Below are 19,767 nucleotides of genomic sequence, written 5' to 3'. Positions count from 1 at the left end.
ACCCGGGGCGGCCGGCCGCCGCTTTTCGCGGTGCCGCCGTCCGTCGGGTTGTCGGCGGTACGGACTAGAGTCGCTGCCGTGACAGCTACGACGCCGCGCCTGCTCCTCGTCGACGGACACTCCCTGGCATACCGGGCATTCTTCGCCCTGCCGGTGGAGAACTTCTCCACCACCACGGGGCAGCCGACCAACGCCGTCTACGGCTTCACCTCGATGCTGATCAACGTGCTCCGCGACGAGCAGCCCAGCCACATCGTCGTCGCCTTCGACGTCTCCCGCCGCTCCTTCCGCACCGAGAAGTACGCGGAGTACAAGGCCGGCCGCAGCGAGACCCCGACCGACTTCAAGGGCCAGGTCAGCCTCGTCAAGGAGGTCCTCGCGGCGCTGCGCATCCCGGTGGTGGAGAAGGAGGGCTACGAGGCCGACGACGTCATCGCCACCCTCGCCTGCCAGGCCCGCGACCAGAGCATGGACGTGCTGATCACCACCGGCGACCGGGACGCCTTCCAGCTCGTCGGCGACCGGGTCACCGTGCTCTACCCGCGCAAGGGCGTCTCCGACCTGGCCCGGATGGATCCGGCCGCGGTCGAGGCGAAGTACGGCGTCACCCCGGACCGCTACCGCGACCTGGCCGCTCTGGTCGGCGAGACCAGCGACAACCTGCCCGGCGTCCCCGGCGTCGGCCCGAAGACCGCCGCCAAGTGGATCAACCTGTACGACGGGGTCGAGGGCGTGGTGGCCCGGGCCGACGAGATCAAGGGCAAGGCCGGCGACAGCCTGCGCGAGCGGCTCGCCGACGTGATCCGCAACTACGAGATCAACTGCCTGGTCACCGACCTGGAGCTGCCGGTGCGCCCCGAGGACGCCCGCTGGCAGGGCTGGGACCGGGAGGCCGTGCACCAGGTCTTCGACACCCTCCAGTTCCGCATCCTGCGCGACCGGCTCTATCAGTACCTGGAGGCTGTCGAGCCGGAGGCCGAGGCCGGCTTCGACCTGGCCGGGCAGGTGCTCACCGAGCCGGGCGCGCTCGCCGGCTGGCTGGCCGCGCACGCCCCGGCCGGCACCCCGGTCGGCCTGGCGGCCAAGCTCGACACCGGGCCCAACCGGCGGCACACCGCCGCGGTGACCGGCATGGCGCTGGCCACCGCCGACGGCGCGGCGGCCTGGTTCGACCCGGCCGGGCTGGTGGAGGCCGACGAGGCCGCGCTGGCCGGCTGGCTCGCCGACGAGGCCCGGCCCAAGGTGCTGCACGACAGCAAGCCGGCGGTGCTCGCCTTCGCCGCGCACGGCTGGGACCTGCAGGGCATCTCCCGCGACACCCAGATCGCCGCCTACCTGGCCCGCCCCGACCAGCGTTCCTATGACCTCACCGACCTGGCCCTGCGCTACCTGCACCGGGAGCTGCGGGTCGACGCGCCGGAGAGCGGCCAGCTCACCCTCGACGGGCTCGGCGACGACGACGCGGCCGAGCAGAACCTGATGCTCCAGGCCCGGGCCACCCTCGACCTGGCCGACGCGATCGACGCCGAGCTGTCGCGCGACGGCGAGCAGTCCGCCCGGCTGATGGCCGGCGTCGAGCTTCCGCTGATGCGGGTGCTGGCCACCATGGAGCGCACCGGCATCGCCGCCGACACTGAATACCTTTCCGAGCTGGAGGCGCACTTCGCCGCCGAGGTGAAGGCCGCCGCCCAGGGCGCCTACGCGGAGATCGGCCGGGAGTTCAACCTGGGCTCGCCCAAGCAGCTCCAGGAGATCCTCTTCGGCGAGCTGGGCCTGCCCAAGACCAAGAAGATCAAGACCGGCTACACCACCGACGCCGACGCCCTGCAGTGGCTCTACGCGCAGAACCCGCACCCGGTGCTGGCGCACCTGCTGCGCCACCGCGACGTCGCGAAGCTCAAGATGACCGTCGACGGGCTGCTCAAGTCGGTCTCCGACGACGGCCGGATCCACACCACCTTCAACCAGACGGTGGCGGCCACCGGCCGGCTCTCCTCGACCGAGCCCAACCTGCAGAACATCCCGATCCGCACCGAGGAGGGGCGGCGGATCCGGCGCGCCTTCGTGGTCGGCGAGGGCTACGAGTGCCTGCTCACCGCCGACTACAGCCAGATCGAGATGCGGATCATGGCGCACCTCTCCTCCGACGACGCGCTGATCGAGGCGTTCAACTCCGGGCACGACTTCCACGCCGCCACCGCCTCCTCGGTCTTCACCGTCGAGGTCGACCAGGTCACCGCCGACCAGCGCCGCAAGATCAAGGCGATGAACTACGGCCTGGCCTACGGACTGAGCGCGTTCGGCCTGTCCCAGCAGCTCGGCATCACCGCCGAGGAGGCCCGCGGGCTGATGGAGAACTACTTCGGCGGCTTCGGCGGGGTCCGCGACTACCTCCAGGAGGTGGTGGCCCGGGCCCGGCAGGACGGTTACACCTCCACCATCCTGGGCCGCCGCCGCTACCTGCCCGACCTGGTCAGCGACAACCGGCAGCGCCGGGAGATGGCCGAGCGGATGGCGCTCAACGCCCCGATCCAGGGCTCCGCGGCCGACATCATCAAGGTCGCCATGCTGCGCGTCGACACCGCGCTGCGCGACGCCGGGCTGCGCTCCCGCATGCTGCTCCAGGTGCACGACGAGCTGGTCTTCGAGGTCGCCCCGGGCGAGCGGCAGACCCTGGAGGCGCTGGTGCGCAAGGAGATGGGGGAGGCGTACCCGCTGTCCGTGCCGCTGGAGGTCTCCGTGGGCGAGGGCCGCGACTGGAACAGCGCCGACCACTGACCGCCGGTCCGTCGGCGACACCGAGCGTCGCAGACCTCGGCATTCGGCAACCGCCCCTGTGCTGTGACCGCTCAGCCCAGAAGTGACTCTCCGGCGGTCGGGCCGCCGCCCTCCTGGACGAGCGCGGTCAGCTCGGCAACCTCCGTGTCGTTCTGGCGGATGCTCGCGGCGGCGAGGTTCTCCCGTAGGTGGGCGAGGCTCGTCGTGCCCGGGATGGGCAGCATCGCCGGGGAGCGGTGCAGCAGCCAGGCCAGCGCGATCTGCTGGGGCGTCGCCTCGTACCTGGCGGCCAGCGGCGCGATGGCCGCGGCGACCTGGTCGGCGTTGTCCCCGCCGTCACGGAGGCTGACCGGATGCCAGGGTGAAAACACCGCCCCGGCCTTCTCCGCGGCGGCGAGGAGCGGGGCACCGGCCCGGTTGCCGACGTTGTACTGGGCGGTCACCGCGGCGATGTCCGCGACCGATCGCGCCGCCTCGAACTGGTCCGGGGTCACGTTGGACAGCCCGATGTGCCGGATGTATCCCTCGTCCTGCAGCTTCTTCAGCTCGCCGACCTGGTCCTCGAACGGGGCGTCGGTGGCGTAGCCGCTGTGCAGGTAGTACAGGTCGAACCGATCCAGGCCAAGGCGCTGCAGGCTCAGCATCGCCGACTGCCGGAGGTACTTGGGGTTGCCCACCCAGCCGAGGGTCGACAGGTCGTACCCGCCACGGACGAAGCCGCCCTTGCTCGCGATGGCCAGGCACGGCCGGTAGGGGTACAGGGCCTCGCGGATGAGCAACTGGTTGGTGTGCGGTCCGTAGACGTCGGCGGTGTCGATGAAGGTCACGCCCTCGGCCACGACGGCGCGGAGCAGGGCCACGCCACCCTCGTGGTCGGGATAGGGGCCCCAGACCTGCCTGCCGGTGAGTTGCATCGCCCCGAAGCCGATATGGCCGACCGGCAGGTCGCCGCCGATGGTGATGGTGGGCAGGGCAGAGGTGGCTTCACCGGCCATGGTCCACTCGATCCAAGTCGGGCCCCGACGGGGCGGACGGAACCTCCGCCAGACCAGAGGCCGCCTCCGGCGACGGTGACGGGCGAATCAGCGGCCTGGTCCCCGGCGTTCCTTCGGCGGGGCGCCGTGCCGCTGCAGGGCCTTGCGGGACGGGCCGCCCGGCGGCGGGAGTGGGCCCTTGACCGGGTCGTGGCCCCAGTTCATCAGCGAGTAGCGCCACCGGGTCCGGCGTACGTCGCCGCTCGGGCGCTGGGCCATGTGCCGCCGGACGTACCCGACGACCTTGCGCATGTGTTTGTAGTCGGCGTCGGTGAGCTGGTCGCGCTTGCGGCGCAGCAGGTCGATGATCTTCCGGCCGGACTCGTGGCCCACCGACTCGCCGCCCGCGGTGCCCTTCTTCCGCCAGCCCACGTGCTTGGACTCTTCGGTCTCCAGCCACTTCTGCAGCTCGGTGGGCTTCATGTTCACCGCGTCGGTGAACTCCCGGTAGGTCTGCTGCGGGTCGTCACTTGGGCTCATGGCGCAGCACCTCCGGTCGGTGGGCGACGTCCCGGCCCGAGTCGTCGTTGCGGATCCGGTACTGCGGTTCCTCCGGCGAGGCGTTCACGGCGTGCCCGCGGACGTGCGTGCGCTCGGTGAGCTTCTCCTTGACGATCCCGTACGCCCGGCCGCTGTGGCTGGCCCAGGAGACGTGGTCGCCCCGGCGGAACTCCTCGTTCTCGGCCATGGCGTCCGGTTACCCGGGGCCGGCGGGCGGAAACGGCGGGCTCAGCCGGCGGCCGGCTTCTCCGCCACGAAGATGGCGGTGCCGGGGAAGAGCCGGCCGCGCAGCGGGCTCCACTGCCCCCAGATCCCCTCGTGCCCCGCCGGCCACTCCGGCTCCACCAGGTCCAGCAGGCGGAATCCGGCGCCGACCAGCTCCCGGATCCGGTCGCCGAGCGTGCGGTGCTGCTCGACGTACGTGGCCACGCCGTGCTCGTCCTGCTCGACGTAGGGGGAGCGGTCGAAGTACGAGTGGACGGCGGTCAGCCCGCCCTCGCCCGGGTCGTCCAGGAAGATCCAGCGCATCGGGTGGGTGACCGCGAAGACCCAGCGGCCGCCCGGGCGCAGCACCCGGGCCACCTCCCGCATCGCCGCCGCCGAGTCGTCGACGAACGGGATCGCGCCGAACGCCGTGCAGACCGTGTCGAAGGCTGCGTCGGCGAACGGCAGGGCGAGCGCGTCGGCCTGCACGAGCGGTACGCGTACCCCGGTCCGGACGGCGGCCTCGGCGGCGTGCCGCAGCATGCCGGCGGAGAGGTCCAGGGCGACCGGCCGGGCGTGCTGAGTGGCGAGCCAGCGGGCGGCGGCGGCCCCGCCGCAGCCGAGTTCCAGGATCCGGTGGCCGGCCACCTCGCCGAGCAGCCGGGCGTCGGCTTCGCGCAGCCCCTCCGGGCACCAGACGAAGTCCACCTCGCCCAGGAACGCGCCGTGCTCGGCCTGGTAGGCGTCGGCGTCCGTGTCCCACCAGCCCCGGTTGGCCCGGCGGACCTCGGCCGCGCCCACCCGGCGCCGGGTCACCCTGTCGTCGTCCACCCGCTCACGCTAGGCCCCCGGGTGCCGCCCACGGCGGCCGGGCGGGCCGTGTGGCGGGTGGGGCACTTGTGACGGACGAGACAGCTGTGGCACCTTACCGCGCGAAATCTCCGCTTTCGCAGCTGACGCGCCCGAGGAGACCCGGGAGGGCTTGCACGCTGTGGTAATGCAGCGGGTAGGCTAGACGATGCGCTCGCGGATCGTGTGCCTCGGCAGGGAGCAGGTGCGCGGTCACCGGAGCCACTAATGATCTTCTCATGGCGATCGTTCGGTGTGCCCGGCGACGGATCCGCTGGCGCGGACAGGTCACTGCGACGCCACGCCTGCTGTGACAACCCATCCGACCGGAGCAACCGCCCACATGACGAGCAGCATCGAGGCCCCCTCGAGCGCCAACAAGGTCACGCACGACGATCTCGGTTCCGAGGAGGCTTTCCTCGCCGCGATCGACGAGACCATCAAGTACTTCAACGACGGCGACATTGTCGAAGGCACCGTCGTCAAGGTCGATCGGGACGAGGTCCTGCTCGACATCGGCTACAAGACCGAGGGCGTCATCCCCTCTCGGGAGTTGTCGATCAAGCACGACGTGGACCCCGCCGAGGTCGTCTCGGTCGGTGACCACATCGAGGCCCTTGTCCTCCAGAAGGAGGACAAGGAGGGGCGTCTGATCCTCTCCAAGAAGCGGGCGCAGTACGAGCGGGCCTGGGGCACGATCGAGAAGATCAAGGACGAGGACGGCGTCGTCCGCGGCTCGGTCATCGAGGTCGTCAAGGGTGGTCTCATCCTCGACATCGGCCTGCGCGGCTTCCTGCCCGCGTCGCTGGTCGAGATGCGGCGGGTGCGTGACCTGCAGCCGTACGTCGGTCGCGAGCTCGAAGCCAAGATCATCGAGCTGGACAAGAACCGCAACAACGTGGTGCTGTCCCGCCGGGCGTGGCTGGAGCAGACGCAGTCCGAGGTGCGCACCGAGTTCCTCAACAAGCTGCAGAAGGGCCAGGTCCGCAAGGGCGTCGTCTCTTCGATCGTCAACTTCGGCGCGTTCGTCGACCTGGGCGGCGTGGACGGCCTGGTGCACGTCTCCGAGCTCTCCTGGAAGCACATCGACCACCCGTCCGAGGTCGTCGAGGTGGGCCAGGAGGTCGAGGTCGAGGTCCTGGACGTCGACCTGGACCGCGAGCGGGTCTCGCTGTCGCTGAAGGCGACCCAGGAGGACCCGTGGCGGCAGTTTGCCCGCACCCACGCGATCCAGCAGATCGTGCCGGGTAAGGTCACCAAGCTCGTGCCGTTCGGCGCCTTCGTCCGGGTGGACGACGGCATCGAGGGCCTGGTCCACATCTCCGAGCTGGCCGAGCGCCACGTGGAGATCCCGGAGCAGGTCGTGCAGGTCGGCTCCGAGGTCATGGTCAAGGTCATCGACATCGACCTGGAGCGCCGTCGGATCTCGCTGTCGCTCAAGCAGGCCAACGAGGGCTTCGTCGAGGGCGAGGAGCACTTCGACCCGACCCTCTACGGCATGGCCGCGACCTACGACGAGCAGGGCAACTACATCTACCCGGAGGGCTTCGACCCGGAGACGGGCGAGTGGCTCGAGGGCTACGACAAGCAGCGCGAGGCGTGGGAGCAGCAGTACGCCGAGGCGCGCCAGCGCTGGGAGGCCCACACCAAGCAGGTGCAGACCTCCCGGGCCGCCGACGCCGAGGCCGCTGCCAACCCGGCCCCGGCCGTGACCGGCACCACGACCACGACGACGGCCCCGAGCCGTCAGGCCGAGGAGCCGGCCGGCACGCTGGCCACCGACGAGGCGCTCGCCGCGCTGCGGGAGAAGCTCGCCGGCGGCAAGTGACCCGGTGACGACTCCAGCTCGGCCTGGCTGACGCTGGAGCAGTCGTTGACGACAGGCCCCGTCTCCGCGCGATCCGGTACCACCGGGTCGCCGGGGGCGGGGCCTTCGCCGTGCCCGGGGGAAGTTGGCACCGCGAACGGTGATCGGGTTGACTGTCCCGGTGCTGAAGGTGGGGTTGACCGGCGGGATCGGGTCGGGCAAGAGCGTGGTGTCCGACCGACTGGCCGCGCTCGGCGCGGTGCTCATCGACGCGGACCGGATCGCCCGCGAGGTGGTCGCTCCGGGCAGCGAGGGTCTCGCCGAGATCGTCGCGACCTTCTCCGACCGGGTCCTCGACGCCGCCGGGGCGCTGGACCGGGCCGCCCTGGGCGCCCTGGTCTTCGGCGACGAGGCCGCCCGCCGCCGGCTGGAGGCGATCACCCACCCCCGGGTCCGGGCCCGCACCGCCGCGTTGGTCGCCGCGGCGCCCCGGGACGCCGTCGTGGTCAACGACGTGCCGCTGCTGGTGGAGGTGGGGCTCGCGCCCACGTACCACCTGGTGGTGGTGGTGCAGGCGACGGTGGCCACCCGGCTGGAGCGGCTGGCCCGCGACCGCGGCATGGATCGCGCGGAGGCGGAGCGGCGGATCGCCGCGCAGGCCGACGACGCCCGCCGGCAGGCGGCGGCGGACGTGCTGCTGGGCAACGACGGCACGCTGGCCGACCTGCACGCCGCCGTGGACACCCTCTGGCACGAGCGCCTGCTGCCCTACGAGCGCAACGTCCGGGAATGCCGCGCGGTCCGGCCCGAGCAGGTGGTGCTCACCGAGCCCGACCCGACCTGGCCCCAGCAGTACGCCCGGCTGGCCGCCCGGATCCGCCACGCGGCCGGCCCCGATCTGCGGATCGACCACATCGGCTCCACCGCCGTGCCCGGGCTGGCCGCCAAGGACGTCATCGACATCCAGCTCACCGTGCCGTCGCTGGCCGAGGCGGACGGGCCGCTCGCCGACCGGCTGGCCGAGGCCGGCTTCCCCCGGCTGCCCGGCGACTGGTGGGACAACCCGCGGCCGCCCGCCAGCCTCCGCTGGGAGAAGCGGCTGCACGGCAGCGCCGATCCCGGCCGCCCGGTGCACCTGCATCTGCGGGTGGCCGACTCGCCCGGCTGGCGGTACGCCCTGCTGACGCGCGACCACCTGCGCGCCGACCCCGGGCAGCGGGCCGCGTACCTGCAGTTGAAGCGCGAACTGGTGGCCTCCGCGCCGGACAGCGCCACCTACGGCACGCTGAAGGACCCCTGGTTCGACGAGGAGCACCTGCGGGCCGAGGAGTGGGCCGCGCAGACCGGCTGGCGCCCGTGAGCCCGCTCAGCGGCGTTTCGCCGGCGGCCTGACCGGGCGCTCGGCGCCGGGCAGCGCCGGCACCCGCCCCGGCGCGAGTTCCAACTGGGCCCAGACGCCCCGCGCGGTCCGCAGCTCCAGCCGGCGCGGCAGCCCGCCCCGGTCGATCCACCAGCGCAGCCGGCCGCGTACCTCGATGACGTCCACCGTCCGGTCCGCCACCCGGTCACCGCGGATCCGGACCGCCCCGGCGGCCGGCACGGCGGTGCGGCCGGTCTGCAGCGCCGCGTCGAGCAAGCGCTCCACGTCGTCGCCGGGCGCTCGTCCAGCCGCCCTGACCAGCCCGGCCGGTGCCGGCAGCGGCGGGGCCGCCGCGCCGCCCGCCGGCACCACGAGCCGGGCCACGCGTCCCGGCCGCGCCCGCAGCAGCGTGCGGCGTCCCGGGTTCCCGACCTCGACCACCGAGAGGTACGCGGTGGAGCCCGCCCAGCTCAGCCAGCCGGTGCCGCCCAGGTCGGCGGAGGGGGCGGCCAGGGTCAGCGTGGCGCCGCCGGCCGCCCGCAGCCGGGCCGGCAGCCGGGCCAACCGGTCGGCCTCGGCGTCGGAGAGCGCCCGGGGCAGCCCGGGACGCCCGCCGAGCGCGTCCACCGGGCGCAGTGTGGGGCGGTCGGTGCGGGCCAGCTCGACGGTGACCGGGGTGCCGTCCGGCAGCCAGCCGGCCAGGCGGTGCAGCCGGGCGTCCCGGTCCACCCAGAGCCGGAGCGGCCGGTCGGGCGCCGGCCCCGCGCCGCCTCCGGACGCGGTCGGCCGAGGTGACGCGAGGCGGGCCTCGAGGACGTCCACCGGGACGCCGTCGACGGTCTCCCGGTGCAGCCAGCGCGCCTCGGGGCCGGCGGGCTCGACCCGGTCGGCGGCGAGGCCCAGCAGCAGGTCCCGGACCGCCGGCAGGCCCCGCCCGGCCGGCAGCTCCCGCAGCCGCCACCGGTCGGCCGGTGGCACCAGCGGGGGCGGCGCCGGGGCGGGTGTGGCGGCGGGATCGGGCCGGACCAGCAGCGTCGACGCGGTCGCCTGCAGCAGTCCCCGCTCGGCGCCCGCGCCGGGGCCGGCGACATCCAGGTAGACCAGCGGCCGAGCCCAGTCGACCCAGCCGACCAGCTCAGTACGCCCGCCGCCCTCGCCCACGGTGACCCGGACGCCGGCGCGGACGTCCCGCTGGTTGGTGACCCGCAGGGCGGCCAGCCGGTCGGCCTCGGCGACGGTGAGGGGGCGGGCCGGCTCGGCGGGGTCGGCCGGCTCGGGCGACCAGCTCAGCAGGCCGGCGACCAGGGCGGCCGCCGAGGCCGTGGCGGCCGCCGCGAGCGCGACCAGGGTGGCCCGGCGGCGGGTCGGCTCGGGTGGGTCGCTGCTCCCGTCCAGCTCGGGGTCGCCGGGCGGCTCGAACGAGGCGGCTGGCCGCCTGCCGACCGGATCGGCCCGCCGGCGGTGGCCGGGGGAGGACGCGCTGACGCTGGTGCGGGCGTGGCGGTGGCCCCGGCCGGGTTCGCGGGGGGCGGGCCTCGCCTCGGATTCAGGCGCGGTGGGGCGGCCCGGGCGGCTCGGGCGGATCGAGGTGTTGGTGCGGGGGTGGATCGACGGGACGGAGGCGGGGCCGGCGGGACCGTCCGGGTCGTCCGCGGCGGGGCCGGCGGGACCGGCGGGACCGTCCGGGTGGTCCGCCGCGGGGTCGGCGGGCGCGGGCGGCTCGCCCGGAGGGCGGTCGGCGTTGGCCGTGGGCTCGCCCCCGTGCGGGGCGGCGGACGGGAGGGGATCGGGCGGGGCGGGGTGGGTGTCGTCGGTGGGGAGCGGGCCGGTGCCGCGAGCCCGTCGCGGCCGGCGTCCGGGAGAGGTCTCCACGAGTGCCCAACGCGGCGGCCGGGTTTCGGTGACGAGCAGGGGCGCTCGCGGCGGCCGGTCAGCGCATCGAGCGCGACCACCTCGGGTGCGCACGCCGGTTTCTCGGGTGCTGCGACCCCCGGTGCCGGGGGCGGCCGGGCCCCGGAGGGGCGGCCACCTGCCCGGTCGGCCGCCGCGAGCGGCCTACGGTACGAGGGTAGTCCGGTGAGATGAGGCACACAATGGGAATATCGAAGCCGATCAGGGACGGTCCGTGCTCGGCCCGGAAGTGTCGGTCCTCCGGCGTACCGTTGAGGTCATGGCGCTCGACATTCCCCGGCTCGACGGCCGCTTCCAGGTCGTCAGCGAGTTCCAGCCGGCCGGCGACCAGCCGGCAGCCATCGACGATCTTGAGCGTCGGGTGCGACGCGGCGACCGTAACACGGTGCTGCTCGGCGCGACCGGCACCGGCAAGAGCGCCACCACGGCGTGGCTGGTCGAGCGGCTGCAGCGGCCGACCCTGGTGCTCGCGCCCAACAAGACCCTCGCCGCCCAGCTCGCCAAGGAGTTCAGCGAGCTGCTGCCGCAGAACGCGGTCGAATACTTCGTCTCCTACTACGACTACTACCAGCCCGAGGCCTACATCCCGCAGACCGACACCTACATCGAGAAGGACTCCTCGATCAACGAGGAGGTCGAGCGGCTGCGGCACTCGGCGACCATGTCGCTGCTCACCCGGCGCGACGTGATCGTGGTGGCCACGGTGTCGGCGATCTACGGCCTGGGCACCCCGGAGGAATACCTCGACCGGGCCGTGCGGGTCGCCGTCGGGCAGGAGCTCGACCGTGACCAGTTGCTGCGCCGGCTGGTCGACATCCAGTACACGCGCAACGACATGGCCTTCCAGCGCGGCACCTTCCGGGTCCGGGGCGACACGCTGGAGATCATCCCGGCCTACGAGGAGCTGGCCGTCCGGATCGAGCTGTTCGGCGACGAGGTGGAGAAGCTCTACTACCTCAACCCGCTCACCGGTGACGTCGTCAAGGAGGTCGACGGGCTTGTCATCTTCCCGGCGACCCACTACGCGGCGGGCCCGGAGCGGATGGAGCGGGCGATCCGCGACATCGAGGTCGAGCTGGCCGAGCGGCTGGCCGAGCTGGAGCGGCAGGGCAAGCTGCTGGAGGCTCAGCGGCTGCGGATGCGCACCACCTACGACATCGAGATGATGCGCCAGGTCGGGTTCTGCTCCGGCATCGAGAACTACTCGATGCACATGGACGGGCGGCTGCCCGGCAGCCCGCCGCACTGCCTGCTCGACTACTTCCCCGACGACTTCCTGACCGTGGTCGACGAGTCGCACGTGACCATCCCGCAGATCGGCGGCATGTACGAGGGCGACGCCTCCCGCAAGCGGATGCTGATCGACCACGGCTTCCGGCTGCCCAGCGCGGCCGACAACCGTCCGCTGCGCTTCGACGAGTTCCTGGAGCGGGTCGGCCAGATGGTCTTCCTCTCCGCGACCCCCGGCCCGTGGGAGCTGGAGCAGGCCCAGGGCGAGTTCGTCGAGCAGGTGATCCGCCCCACCGGTCTGATCGACCCCGAGGTCGTCGTGAAGCCCACCAAGGGCCAGATCGACGATCTGATGCACGAGATCAAGCTGAGGACCGAGCGCGACGAGCGGGTCCTGGTCACCACGCTGACCAAGAAGATGGCCGAGGACCTCTCCGACTACCTGCTGGAGAACGGCATCCGGGTGCGCTACCTGCACTCCGAGGTCGACACGCTGCGCCGGGTGGAGCTGCTGCGCGAGCTGCGCAAGGGCGACTACGACGTGCTGGTGGGCATCAACCTGCTCCGCGAGGGCCTCGACCTGCCCGAGGTCTCCCTGGTGGCGATCCTCGACGCCGACAAGGAGGGCTTCCTGCGCAGCGGCCGCTCGCTGATCCAGACCATCGGTCGCGCGGCCCGTAACGTCTCGGGCCAGGTCCACATGTACGCCGACAAGATCACCCCGTCGATGGCCCAGGCGATCGAGGAGACGAACCGGCGCCGGGCCAAGCAGATCGCGCACAACGAGGCCAACGGGATCAGCCCCGAGCCGCTGCGCAAGAAGATCCACGACATCCTCGACGACATCTACCGCGAGGCGGAGGACACCGAGAACAGCCGGGTCGGCGGGGCCGTCCGGCAGCTGTCCCGGGGCAAGGCGCCGGTCAAGGAGACCCGCAGCCGGGGCCGCGGCGGCGCGGCGACCCCGTCCCGGGAGGGGATGGCCCGGGCCGACCTGGCCAACCTCATCCAGGAGCTCAACGACCAGATGCTCGCCGCCGCGCGGGAGCTGCAGTTCGAGCTGGCCGCCCGGATCCGCGACGAGGTCGCCGACCTCAAGAAGGAACTCCGCGGGATGGACGCCGCCGGGGTGAAGTGACGGACCGGGGTCGGGGGAGGCCGCCGTGCTGACCGAGGCCGTGCTCGGGCTCCCCGACCCCCGGCTCCGGCCCTACGTGGACCGCTACCTCGGCTACCGCGAGCACGCGGCCGGCCCGCTGGTGCGCCGGGAGGCCGCCGGCGCCTTCGTGGTGCTGATCCTCGGCTGGGGCGCCCCGCTCGACGTCACCGATCCGCGCGCGGCCGACCGGGGCGCGCATGACACGAGCGCGTTCCTGGCCGGGCCGTTCGACGGCTGGTGCGCGACCCGTACGGCCGGCGAGGGCGTCGGGGTACAGGTGCTGTTGACCGCCCCGGCCGCCCGCCGGCTGCTCGGGCTGCCGCTGGGCGAGCTGGCCAACCGGGCGGTCCCGGTCGACCGGCTCGACCGCTGGCTGGTCCGGCTCCGCGACGAGTTGGCCGGTCTGCCCGACTGGGCGGGCCGGTTCGCCCGGCTCGACGCCGCCCTCGCGGCCCGGCTGGCGGTGACCGGGCCGGTCGATCCGCGCCTGCTGCGAGCCTGGCGGCGGCTCGCTGGAAGCGGCGCCGGGGTGGGCGTCGCCGCGCTGTCCGAGGAGGTCGGCTGGAGCCGGCGCCACCTGGCGGTCCGGTTCCGCCAGGAGTTCGGCCTGCCGCCGAAGACCGTCGCCCGGCTGCTCCGCTTCCAGCGGGCGTACGCGATGGTGGGCCGCACGCTGGTCACCGCGCCGGTCGGGGCCGCGGAACCGGCGGCCGGTCCGGACTCGCGTGGGTGGGCGGAGCTGGCGGTGCGCTGCGGCTACTACGACCAGTCGCACCTGATCCGGGAGTTCCGCGAATTCGCCGGGGCGACTCCCGCGGCGCTGGCCCGGCCCGGGTCACATTCGTCCAATCCGGGCTGACCCGTCCCCCGGCAGACTCGGAACCATGCGAAGCATCTATCCGGTCCTCCGGTATCCCGACGCCCGCGCTGCCGTCGACTTCCTCCGGTCCGCGTTCGGCCTCACCGTCCACGAGGTGCACGAGGTGCACGAGGGGCCCGACGGCACTGTGCGGCACGCCGAACTCGGCTACGGCGACGACCTCGTCATGCTCGGCCCGGGGCCGGCCCCGGCGACCCGGCCGGCCGACGACGACTACCGCGTCTACGTGGCCGTCGACGACGTCGACGCACACCACGAGCGGGCCCGGGCGGCCGGCGCGGAGATCGTGCGGCCGCCCTTCGACACCGACTACGGCTCCCGCGACTACGTCGCCCGCGATCTGGCCGGCCTGGTCTGGTCCTTCGGCACCTACCGTCCCTGACGCCCGGCGATAGCTCTCCGCGAGCAAGGTATTGCCGTGCGTGACGGTCATGCGTACTCTCCCTCGGTGGGGAGGCGCGCATGCCGTTGTCAGCAAGTCCTGTCGTCCGGCGGGTGCGGCTCGGCGCGGAGCTGCGCCGGCTGCGCCGCCGGGAGTCGCTCACCCTGGAGCAGGTCTGCGGCCGGCTCGGCTGGGCGTCCACATCGAAGCTGTCCCGCATCGAGCTGGGGCAGAGCCGGCCGGACCTGGCCGACGTGCTCGACCTGCTCGACGTCTACGCCGTGCCACCCCACCAGCGGGACGAGCTGATCGTCATCGCCCGGGACGCCGCCACCGGCCGCGGCTGGTCCAAGGCGCTGGGCGAGATGGGGGAGCGGCAGCGGGCGTACGCGGAGCTGGAGGCGGGCGCCGTGCGCATCGTGGACTACCAGCCGGCGCTCGTGCCGGGGTTGCTCCAGATCCCGGAGTACGCCCGGCTGCGGGTGTCCGCCGGCGCGCTGCTCGCCGACGACGTGGACGTGGAGGCCGACGTGCGCGCCCGCGCGGTGCGTCAGGAGGTGCTCTGCCGGCCCGAGCCGCCGCACTACACCGCCCTGATCGACGAACGGGCCTGCGACCCGGGCGGCCTTCCCGCCGAGGTCTGGCGGGACCAGCTCCGGCACCTGGCCGCGCTCGCCGAACGCCCGCACGTCACCATCCGGCTGTTGCCCCGCGACGCCTCCCCCTACGGCGACCTGCACCCCCTCGCGCCGTTCTCCTACTACGCGTACCCGGACCCGGCCGACCCGCGCACCGTGCTGGTGGAGACGCTCACCACCGATCTGCGGCTGGTCGCCGGGGCGGACGTCGCCCGCTACGAGCGGCTGGTCGACTGGCTGCTGGCGGCGGCGCTGCCGGAGGAGGAGACGGTGGAGCTGCTGACCCGCCGGCTCGGCCCCGCGGCGGTGCCCCGGCCCCGGGAACCGCAGGACGCCGACTGAGCGCTCAGTGGCCGCGACGTTGGCGCGCGGCCACCGGGCACGGCGCCCCCGATGTGCGTCGGGACGGCTGTGCTGCCCGGCGCGGCGTTGGGCGCGCGACCACCGGGCCCGGCGCCCCCGATGCCCGTCGGGACCGGTGGCCGGCGCGTCGACCGAAAACTATGTCAGGGGTACGACAGCTCAGGCCGGCACGTCGACGAAGTGCTCGACCAGCGGCGGGCCGGCGAAGTACGGCCCGATCAGCCCGCGCCACTGCCCGAACCGCTCGCTCTGCCGGAAGTTGACGTCGTGCGCCTCGACCGTGTTCCACTCGACCAGCAGCACGAACCGGGACGGCGACTCGATGCCGCGGGTCATCCGCACCGAGCGGCAGCCCTCGGTGCCGGCGAGGATCGAGCGCGCCTGCGCGTAGGCGGCGGCGAAGTCGTCTTCGTTTCCGGGCGTCACATCGATCAGCGCGACCTCAAGAACCATGCCCGAAAGCCTCGCACGCCGCCCCCTGCCCGGTACGCCCCGGGGGCTGTTCCGCGCGCCACACCCGCTCTAGGGTGGGCGCTCGGGAAACGGGGGAGGAACAGATGCTCGACCGGCTCACCGCCACGGCGTTCACCGTCCTGGGGGCCGGCACCACCTGGGCCGAGCTGCTCGGCTTCGCCACCGGCGTGGTCAACGTCTGGCTGGTGGCCCGGCAGCACATCGCCAACTGGCCGATCGGCATCGCCAACGTGCTGCTGCTGATGCTGCTGTTCTGGACCGCCGGCCTGTACGCCGACGCCGGCCTCCAGGTCGTCTACGTCGTCCTCGGCCTCTACGGCTGGTGGCACTGGCTCTTCGGCGGGGAGCGGCGCAGCCGGCTGACCGTGGCCCGGACCGGCCGGTGGGAGTGGTGGGCGCTGGGCGCGGCCGGAGTGCTGCTCACCGTCGGGCTCTGGGCGCTGCTGGACCGGGCCACCGACTCCACGGTGCCGCTGGCCGACGCGGTCACCACCGCGCTGTCGCTGCTCGCCACCTACGGTCAGACCCGCAAGCTGGTGGAGAGCTGGTGGCTGTGGATCGCCGCCGACCTGATCTACATCCCGCTCTACGCGTACAAGGGACTCTGGCTGACCGGTGGCCTCTACCTGATCTTCCTGGCACTCTGCGTGGTCGGGCTGCGGGAGTGGCGGGCGGACCTGAGCCGGCGCGCGGCCGCGACCCCGGTGCCGCCCGGCCCGGCCCCGATCGCCGCGTGAGCGGGGGGAGCGCTCCGGCCGGCTCCGCGGCCGGGAACCGGGGAGGCCCGGTGACGGGCGACGCGGGGCGTCGGTTCCGGCACGGTCTGGTGGTCGGCAAGTTCTATCCGCCGCACGCCGGGCACCACGCGCTGATCGAGGCGGCCGCGGCCCGCTGCGCGGCGGTCACCGTGGTGGTCGCCCCGTCCCGGCGCGAGTCGATCCCGCTCGACCTGCGGGTCGCCTGGCTGCGTGAGGCGCACGCCGCCACGCCCTGGGTGCGGTTCGTCGGGCGGTACGACGACCATCCGGTCGACTACGCCGACCCGGCGGTCTGGGACCTGCACTGCGCGGTGTGCGCCGACGCGCTCGGCGGGGAGCCGGTCGACGCGGTCTTCTCCTCCGAGGCGTACGGCGAGGAGTTGGCCCGGCGTTTCGACGCGGTCGCGGTCTGCGTGGACCTGGACCGGCGCGCCGTCCCGGTCTCCGGCACCGCCGTGCGCGCGGACCCGGCGGCGCACTGGCGTCGGCTGAGCCCGCCGGTGCGGGCCTGGCTGGTCCGCCGGGTCGTGGTGGTCGGGGCCGAGTCGACCGGCACCACGGCGATGGCCGAGGCGCTCGCCGCCCACTACGGCACCCGCTGGGTCCCGGAGCACGGCCGCGAGCTGACCGAGCGCAAGCTCGCCGAGCTGCGGCAGGTCCGGCCGGAGGCGACGATCTTCGACGTCACCTGGGACCGGGACGACTTCGTCGAGGTGGTGCGCGAGCAGCAGGCCGCCGAGGACGCAACGGCCCGGGTCAGCGGCCCGCTGCTGTTCTGCGACACCGACGCGCGGGCGACCGCGATCTGGGAGGAGCGCTACCTCGCGTCGTCGTCGGCGGCGGTCCGGGCGGCCGCCCGCCGGCCGGCGCTGTACCTGCTGACCGACCACGAGGGCGTGCCCTTCGCCGACGACGGCCTGCGCGACGGGGAGCACCTGCGGGCCTGGATGACCGAGCGGTTCCGGGCGGAGCTGGCCGGCTGCGGGGTGCCGGTGGTCGAGCTGCGCGGAGCACACGAGCAGCGGCTGGCGGTCGCCGTCGGCGCCTGCGACGCCCTGCTCGCTGCGGGCTGGTCCTTCACCGATCCGCTGCCACCGAGACCCTAGCCCCCTAGGACCCCCTAGGCTGCGCGAGGCCCGCCACGACGTCGGAACGTGACGACCGCGGCAAACGAGGGCCCCGAAGATGCGCCGACCCCGGCCGATGGTGAACAATGGCGGCCGAGGAGGGGAGTATTCCCTCGTGACGGAGTCGTCAGCACGGAAGAGCGCCGGCCCCCCGGTGGCACGACCCGGCTCCGTCGGTCACCGACCCTTTCCTGGGGCCGGTGGCGGAAGAGACCTCCGACAGTCACCAGAGTCAGCGTCGACGCACCCCGGCCCGTCACCCGACGTACGGTGTGCCCGACGCTGTGTGTCTGCCGGAGGATGGATTTGAACGTGTCCGGAATGGTGTGGGCAGGGACGCTGATCGCGCTGACCGCGGTCCTGCTGGTCGACCTGTTCATCATCGGTCGCCGCCCGCACGAGCCCAGCGTCCGCGAGTCGAGCCTGTGGGTCGGCTTCTACGTGGCGCTGGCCCTGCTCTTCGGGGCGGGGTTGTGGCTCACCTCAGGCCCCAGCGTGGCCGGCCAGTTCTACACCGGCTGGCTCACCGAGTACAGCCTCTCGGTGGACAACCTCTTCGTCTTCGTGATCATCATGGCCCGCTTCGGGGTGCCCCGGCGGTACCAGCAGAAGGTGCTGCTCGTCGGGATCCTGCTGGCGCTGGTCATGCGGGGCGGCTTCATCGCCGCCGGCGCCGCGCTGATCTCCCAGTTCTCCTGGGTGTTCTACATCTTCGGCGCGTTCCTGATCTACACGGCGATCAACCTGGCCCGCCAAGGGGAGCCGGACGAGGACGAGTTCAGCGAGAACGTGCTGATCCGGTGGAGCCGCAAGGCGCTGCCGCTGTCCCGTGACTACGACGAGGCGCGGATGACCACCCACGAGAACGGTCGGCGGCTGTTCACCCCGATGCTGATCGTGATGATCGCGATCGGCACCACCGACCTGATCTTCGCCCTCGACTCGATCCCGGCGATCTTCGGCATCACCCAGGAGCCGTACCTGGTCTTCACCGCGAACGTGTTCGCGCTGATGGGGCTGCGGCAGCTCTACTTCCTGCTCGGCGGCCTGCTGGACCGGCTGATCTACCTCAGCTACGGCCTCGCCGTGGTGCTCGGCTTCATCGGGGTCAAGCTGGTCCTGGAGGCCCTCGCCGACAACAACCTGCCGTTCGTCAACGGTGGCGCGCACGTGGGCTGGGCCCCGCACATCCCGATCTGGCTGTCGCTCACCGTCATCCTGGGCACCCTCGCCGCGGCCACCGCGGCCAGCCTGGTGAAGTCGTCCCGTGACCGGCGCCGCGAGCTGGCCGAGGCCCGCGGCTGATCGCACCTACGCGAAAGGGGCGCTCCCACGGTCGGGAGCGCCCCTTTCGGCGTACGGGGGTCAGATGCGATGAACGGCCACCAGGGTCGCCTCCCGGTCCGCGGGGAGGCGCTCCTCCACCACCAGGCGCTTGACGTAGCAGGCGTGCAGCATCCGCCGGATCTCGCCCTGCGGTTCGGTGCTGACGATGCCGACGTGGTGGATCCGCCGGCCCGGCCGAGCGAAGAAGTAGAGGTCGCCGGGGCGCTCCTGGCCCAGGGCGAGGGGTGTGGTCGCCTCGGCCTGGTCGTCGGCGTCCCGGGGCAGGGTGACGCCGTACCGCCGCCAGGCCAGGTGCACCAGGCCCGAGCAGTCGATGCCATCGGTGGACAGCCCGCCCCAGACGTAGACCAGGTCGCGCAGCCGCTCGGCGACGGCGAGCACCTCCTTGGCCTCCGGCCGTTCGCCGGGCAGCGGGACCAGGTCGCCCTCGGGAGCCCAGAGCGGATCGGCCCGGCCGGGCACGAGCACCGGTCGCCAGCCGTCCACCGGCCGCCCGGCCGGGGCGAGGCGGGTGCCGAGGACCACGCCGGTCAGGGCCGGCGGGCCGTCGGGGGCGGCGCGCAGCGCGGTGTGCCCGACGTCCACCACCAGCGGGGTGGCCGGTGGGCCGGGCTCCGCCGGGGCGGCCAGCTGGGCGGCGGGCAGCCAGCCGGGATAGCCGCGTACGTCGAGCTTGGCGGCGGGCTGCGCCAGCGCGACGACGTGCGCCCAGCCGTCCGCGCGCAGCTCGGTGACCAGCACCCGCTCGCCGAGCAGCAGCTGGGTCAGGACACAGTCGCCCACCTGTTGGTCGCGGTCCATGCCGGCGACCCAGGCGGCGACGTCCGGCGGGTCGGCCAGCGCGGGGCGGTCGACCGGTCGGACCGCCTCGGGGGCGCTCCAGAGGGTCGCCACCGGGACCCGGACGACGGCCTCGCGGCCCGGCTCAAGTTCCACGCCCACCCCCACCTCACAGCGCTCTCGAG

At 73.4% G+C, this 19,767-nt stretch carries 17 protein-coding genes; 10 read left to right on the top strand and 7 right to left on the bottom strand.

Translation table 11 applies throughout. The features are described 5' to 3' along the window. Positions 1-78 precede the first annotated feature (78 nt). Positions 79-2,778 carry a DNA polymerase I gene (polA, locus tag AC0OLQ_RS26465; protein WP_484528522.1) on the top strand — a complete coding sequence of 900 codons (2,700 nt, stop codon included), beginning with the start codon at positions 79-81 and terminating at the stop codon, positions 2,776-2,778. Positions 2,779-2,849: 71 nt separating this feature from the next. Here the strand turns inward: polA and AC0OLQ_RS26460 are convergent, their stop codons facing one another. From AC0OLQ_RS26460 to AC0OLQ_RS26445, 4 genes are all read right to left on the bottom strand, one after another. Beyond that, positions 2,850-3,773 carry an aldo/keto reductase gene (locus AC0OLQ_RS26460; RefSeq protein WP_484528521.1) on the bottom strand — a complete coding sequence of 308 codons (924 nt, stop codon included), beginning with the start codon at positions 3,771-3,773 and terminating at the stop codon, positions 2,850-2,852. Positions 3,774-3,860: 87 nt separating this feature from the next. After that, the gene (locus AC0OLQ_RS26455) at positions 3,861-4,292 is read right to left on the bottom strand and encodes a DUF3140 domain-containing protein (protein WP_484528520.1); all 432 of its coding nucleotides are present in this window, start codon (positions 4,290-4,292) and stop codon (positions 3,861-3,863) included. Beyond that, positions 4,279-4,500: a hypervirulence associated TUDOR domain-containing protein gene (locus AC0OLQ_RS26450; protein WP_484528519.1), complete on the bottom strand. Its 222-nt coding sequence runs from the start codon at positions 4,498-4,500 to the stop codon at positions 4,279-4,281. The genes AC0OLQ_RS26455 and AC0OLQ_RS26450 overlap by 14 nt, the downstream gene beginning before the upstream one ends. Positions 4,501-4,541: 41 nt before the next feature. Then, positions 4,542-5,348, bottom strand: a complete 807-nt coding sequence (locus tag AC0OLQ_RS26445; protein ID WP_484528518.1) for a class I SAM-dependent methyltransferase — start codon at positions 5,346-5,348, stop codon at positions 4,542-4,544. Positions 5,349-5,709: 361 nt separating this feature from the next. Here AC0OLQ_RS26445 and rpsA point away from each other — a divergent pair, with 361 nt between their 5' ends. Next, a complete protein-coding gene (gene rpsA, locus AC0OLQ_RS26440) occupies positions 5,710-7,194 on the top strand; it encodes a 30S ribosomal protein S1 (protein WP_357342994.1) in 1,485 nt (494 codons plus the stop codon). 160 nt (positions 7,195-7,354) lie between these two features. After that, positions 7,355-8,533 carry a dephospho-CoA kinase gene (gene coaE, locus AC0OLQ_RS26435; RefSeq protein ID WP_484532437.1) on the top strand — a complete coding sequence of 393 codons (1,179 nt, stop codon included), beginning with the start codon at positions 7,355-7,357 and terminating at the stop codon, positions 8,531-8,533. 6 nt (positions 8,534-8,539) lie between these two features. Here the strand turns inward: coaE and AC0OLQ_RS26430 are convergent, their stop codons facing one another. Further along, entirely contained in the window at positions 8,540-10,405 is a 1,866-nt protein-coding gene (locus tag AC0OLQ_RS26430; protein ID WP_484528517.1) for a hypothetical protein, read from the bottom strand. A 298-nt stretch (positions 10,406-10,703) separates the two neighbouring features. Here AC0OLQ_RS26430 and uvrB point away from each other — a divergent pair, with 298 nt between their 5' ends. The 4 genes from uvrB to AC0OLQ_RS26410 all read left to right on the top strand — a co-directional run bounded on the left by uvrB (position 10,704) and on the right by AC0OLQ_RS26410 (position 15,075). Then, positions 10,704-12,812 carry an excinuclease ABC subunit UvrB gene (uvrB, locus tag AC0OLQ_RS26425; RefSeq protein ID WP_484528516.1) on the top strand — a complete coding sequence of 703 codons (2,109 nt, stop codon included), beginning with the start codon at positions 10,704-10,706 and terminating at the stop codon, positions 12,810-12,812. A gap of 25 nt (positions 12,813-12,837) precedes the next feature. Beyond that, a complete protein-coding gene (locus AC0OLQ_RS26420; protein ID WP_484528515.1) occupies positions 12,838-13,692 on the top strand; it encodes a helix-turn-helix domain-containing protein in 855 nt (284 codons plus the stop codon). Positions 13,693-13,717: 25 nt separating this feature from the next. Beyond that, on the top strand, positions 13,718-14,095 hold the full coding sequence (locus AC0OLQ_RS26415) for a VOC family protein (RefSeq protein WP_484528514.1): 378 nt from the start codon (positions 13,718-13,720) through the stop codon (positions 14,093-14,095). Between the two features lie 80 nt (positions 14,096-14,175). Continuing rightward, entirely contained in the window at positions 14,176-15,075 is a 900-nt protein-coding gene (locus AC0OLQ_RS26410; RefSeq protein ID WP_484528513.1) for a DUF5753 domain-containing protein, read from the top strand. Between the two features lie 180 nt (positions 15,076-15,255). On the opposite strand, the gene AC0OLQ_RS26405 is transcribed toward AC0OLQ_RS26410, so the two are convergent. Continuing rightward, a complete protein-coding gene (locus tag AC0OLQ_RS26405) occupies positions 15,256-15,549 on the bottom strand; it encodes an antibiotic biosynthesis monooxygenase family protein (protein WP_484528512.1) in 294 nt (97 codons plus the stop codon). Between the two features lie 104 nt (positions 15,550-15,653). Between AC0OLQ_RS26405 and pnuC the strand changes: the two genes are divergently transcribed. From pnuC to AC0OLQ_RS26390, 3 genes are all read left to right on the top strand, one after another. Continuing rightward, a complete protein-coding gene (pnuC, locus tag AC0OLQ_RS26400) occupies positions 15,654-16,307 on the top strand; it encodes a nicotinamide riboside transporter PnuC (protein ID WP_484528511.1) in 654 nt (217 codons plus the stop codon). 50 nt (positions 16,308-16,357) lie between these two features. Further along, positions 16,358-17,434: an AAA family ATPase gene (locus AC0OLQ_RS26395; protein WP_484528510.1), complete on the top strand. Its 1,077-nt coding sequence runs from the start codon at positions 16,358-16,360 to the stop codon at positions 17,432-17,434. Positions 17,435-17,761: 327 nt separating this feature from the next. Beyond that, positions 17,762-18,760 carry a TerC family protein gene (locus tag AC0OLQ_RS26390; protein WP_357342977.1) on the top strand — a complete coding sequence of 333 codons (999 nt, stop codon included), beginning with the start codon at positions 17,762-17,764 and terminating at the stop codon, positions 18,758-18,760. Positions 18,761-18,820: 60 nt separating this feature from the next. On the opposite strand, the gene AC0OLQ_RS26385 is transcribed toward AC0OLQ_RS26390, so the two are convergent. After that, the gene (locus tag AC0OLQ_RS26385) at positions 18,821-19,738 is read right to left on the bottom strand and encodes a C40 family peptidase (RefSeq protein WP_484528509.1); all 918 of its coding nucleotides are present in this window, start codon (positions 19,736-19,738) and stop codon (positions 18,821-18,823) included. Positions 19,739-19,767 lie beyond the last annotated feature (29 nt).

It is taken from the genome of Micromonospora sp. Utrum1, assembly GCF_057197805.1.
Note: the sequence above shows the minus strand (reverse complement) of the source record. Positions and strands in the feature narration are given on the sequence as shown.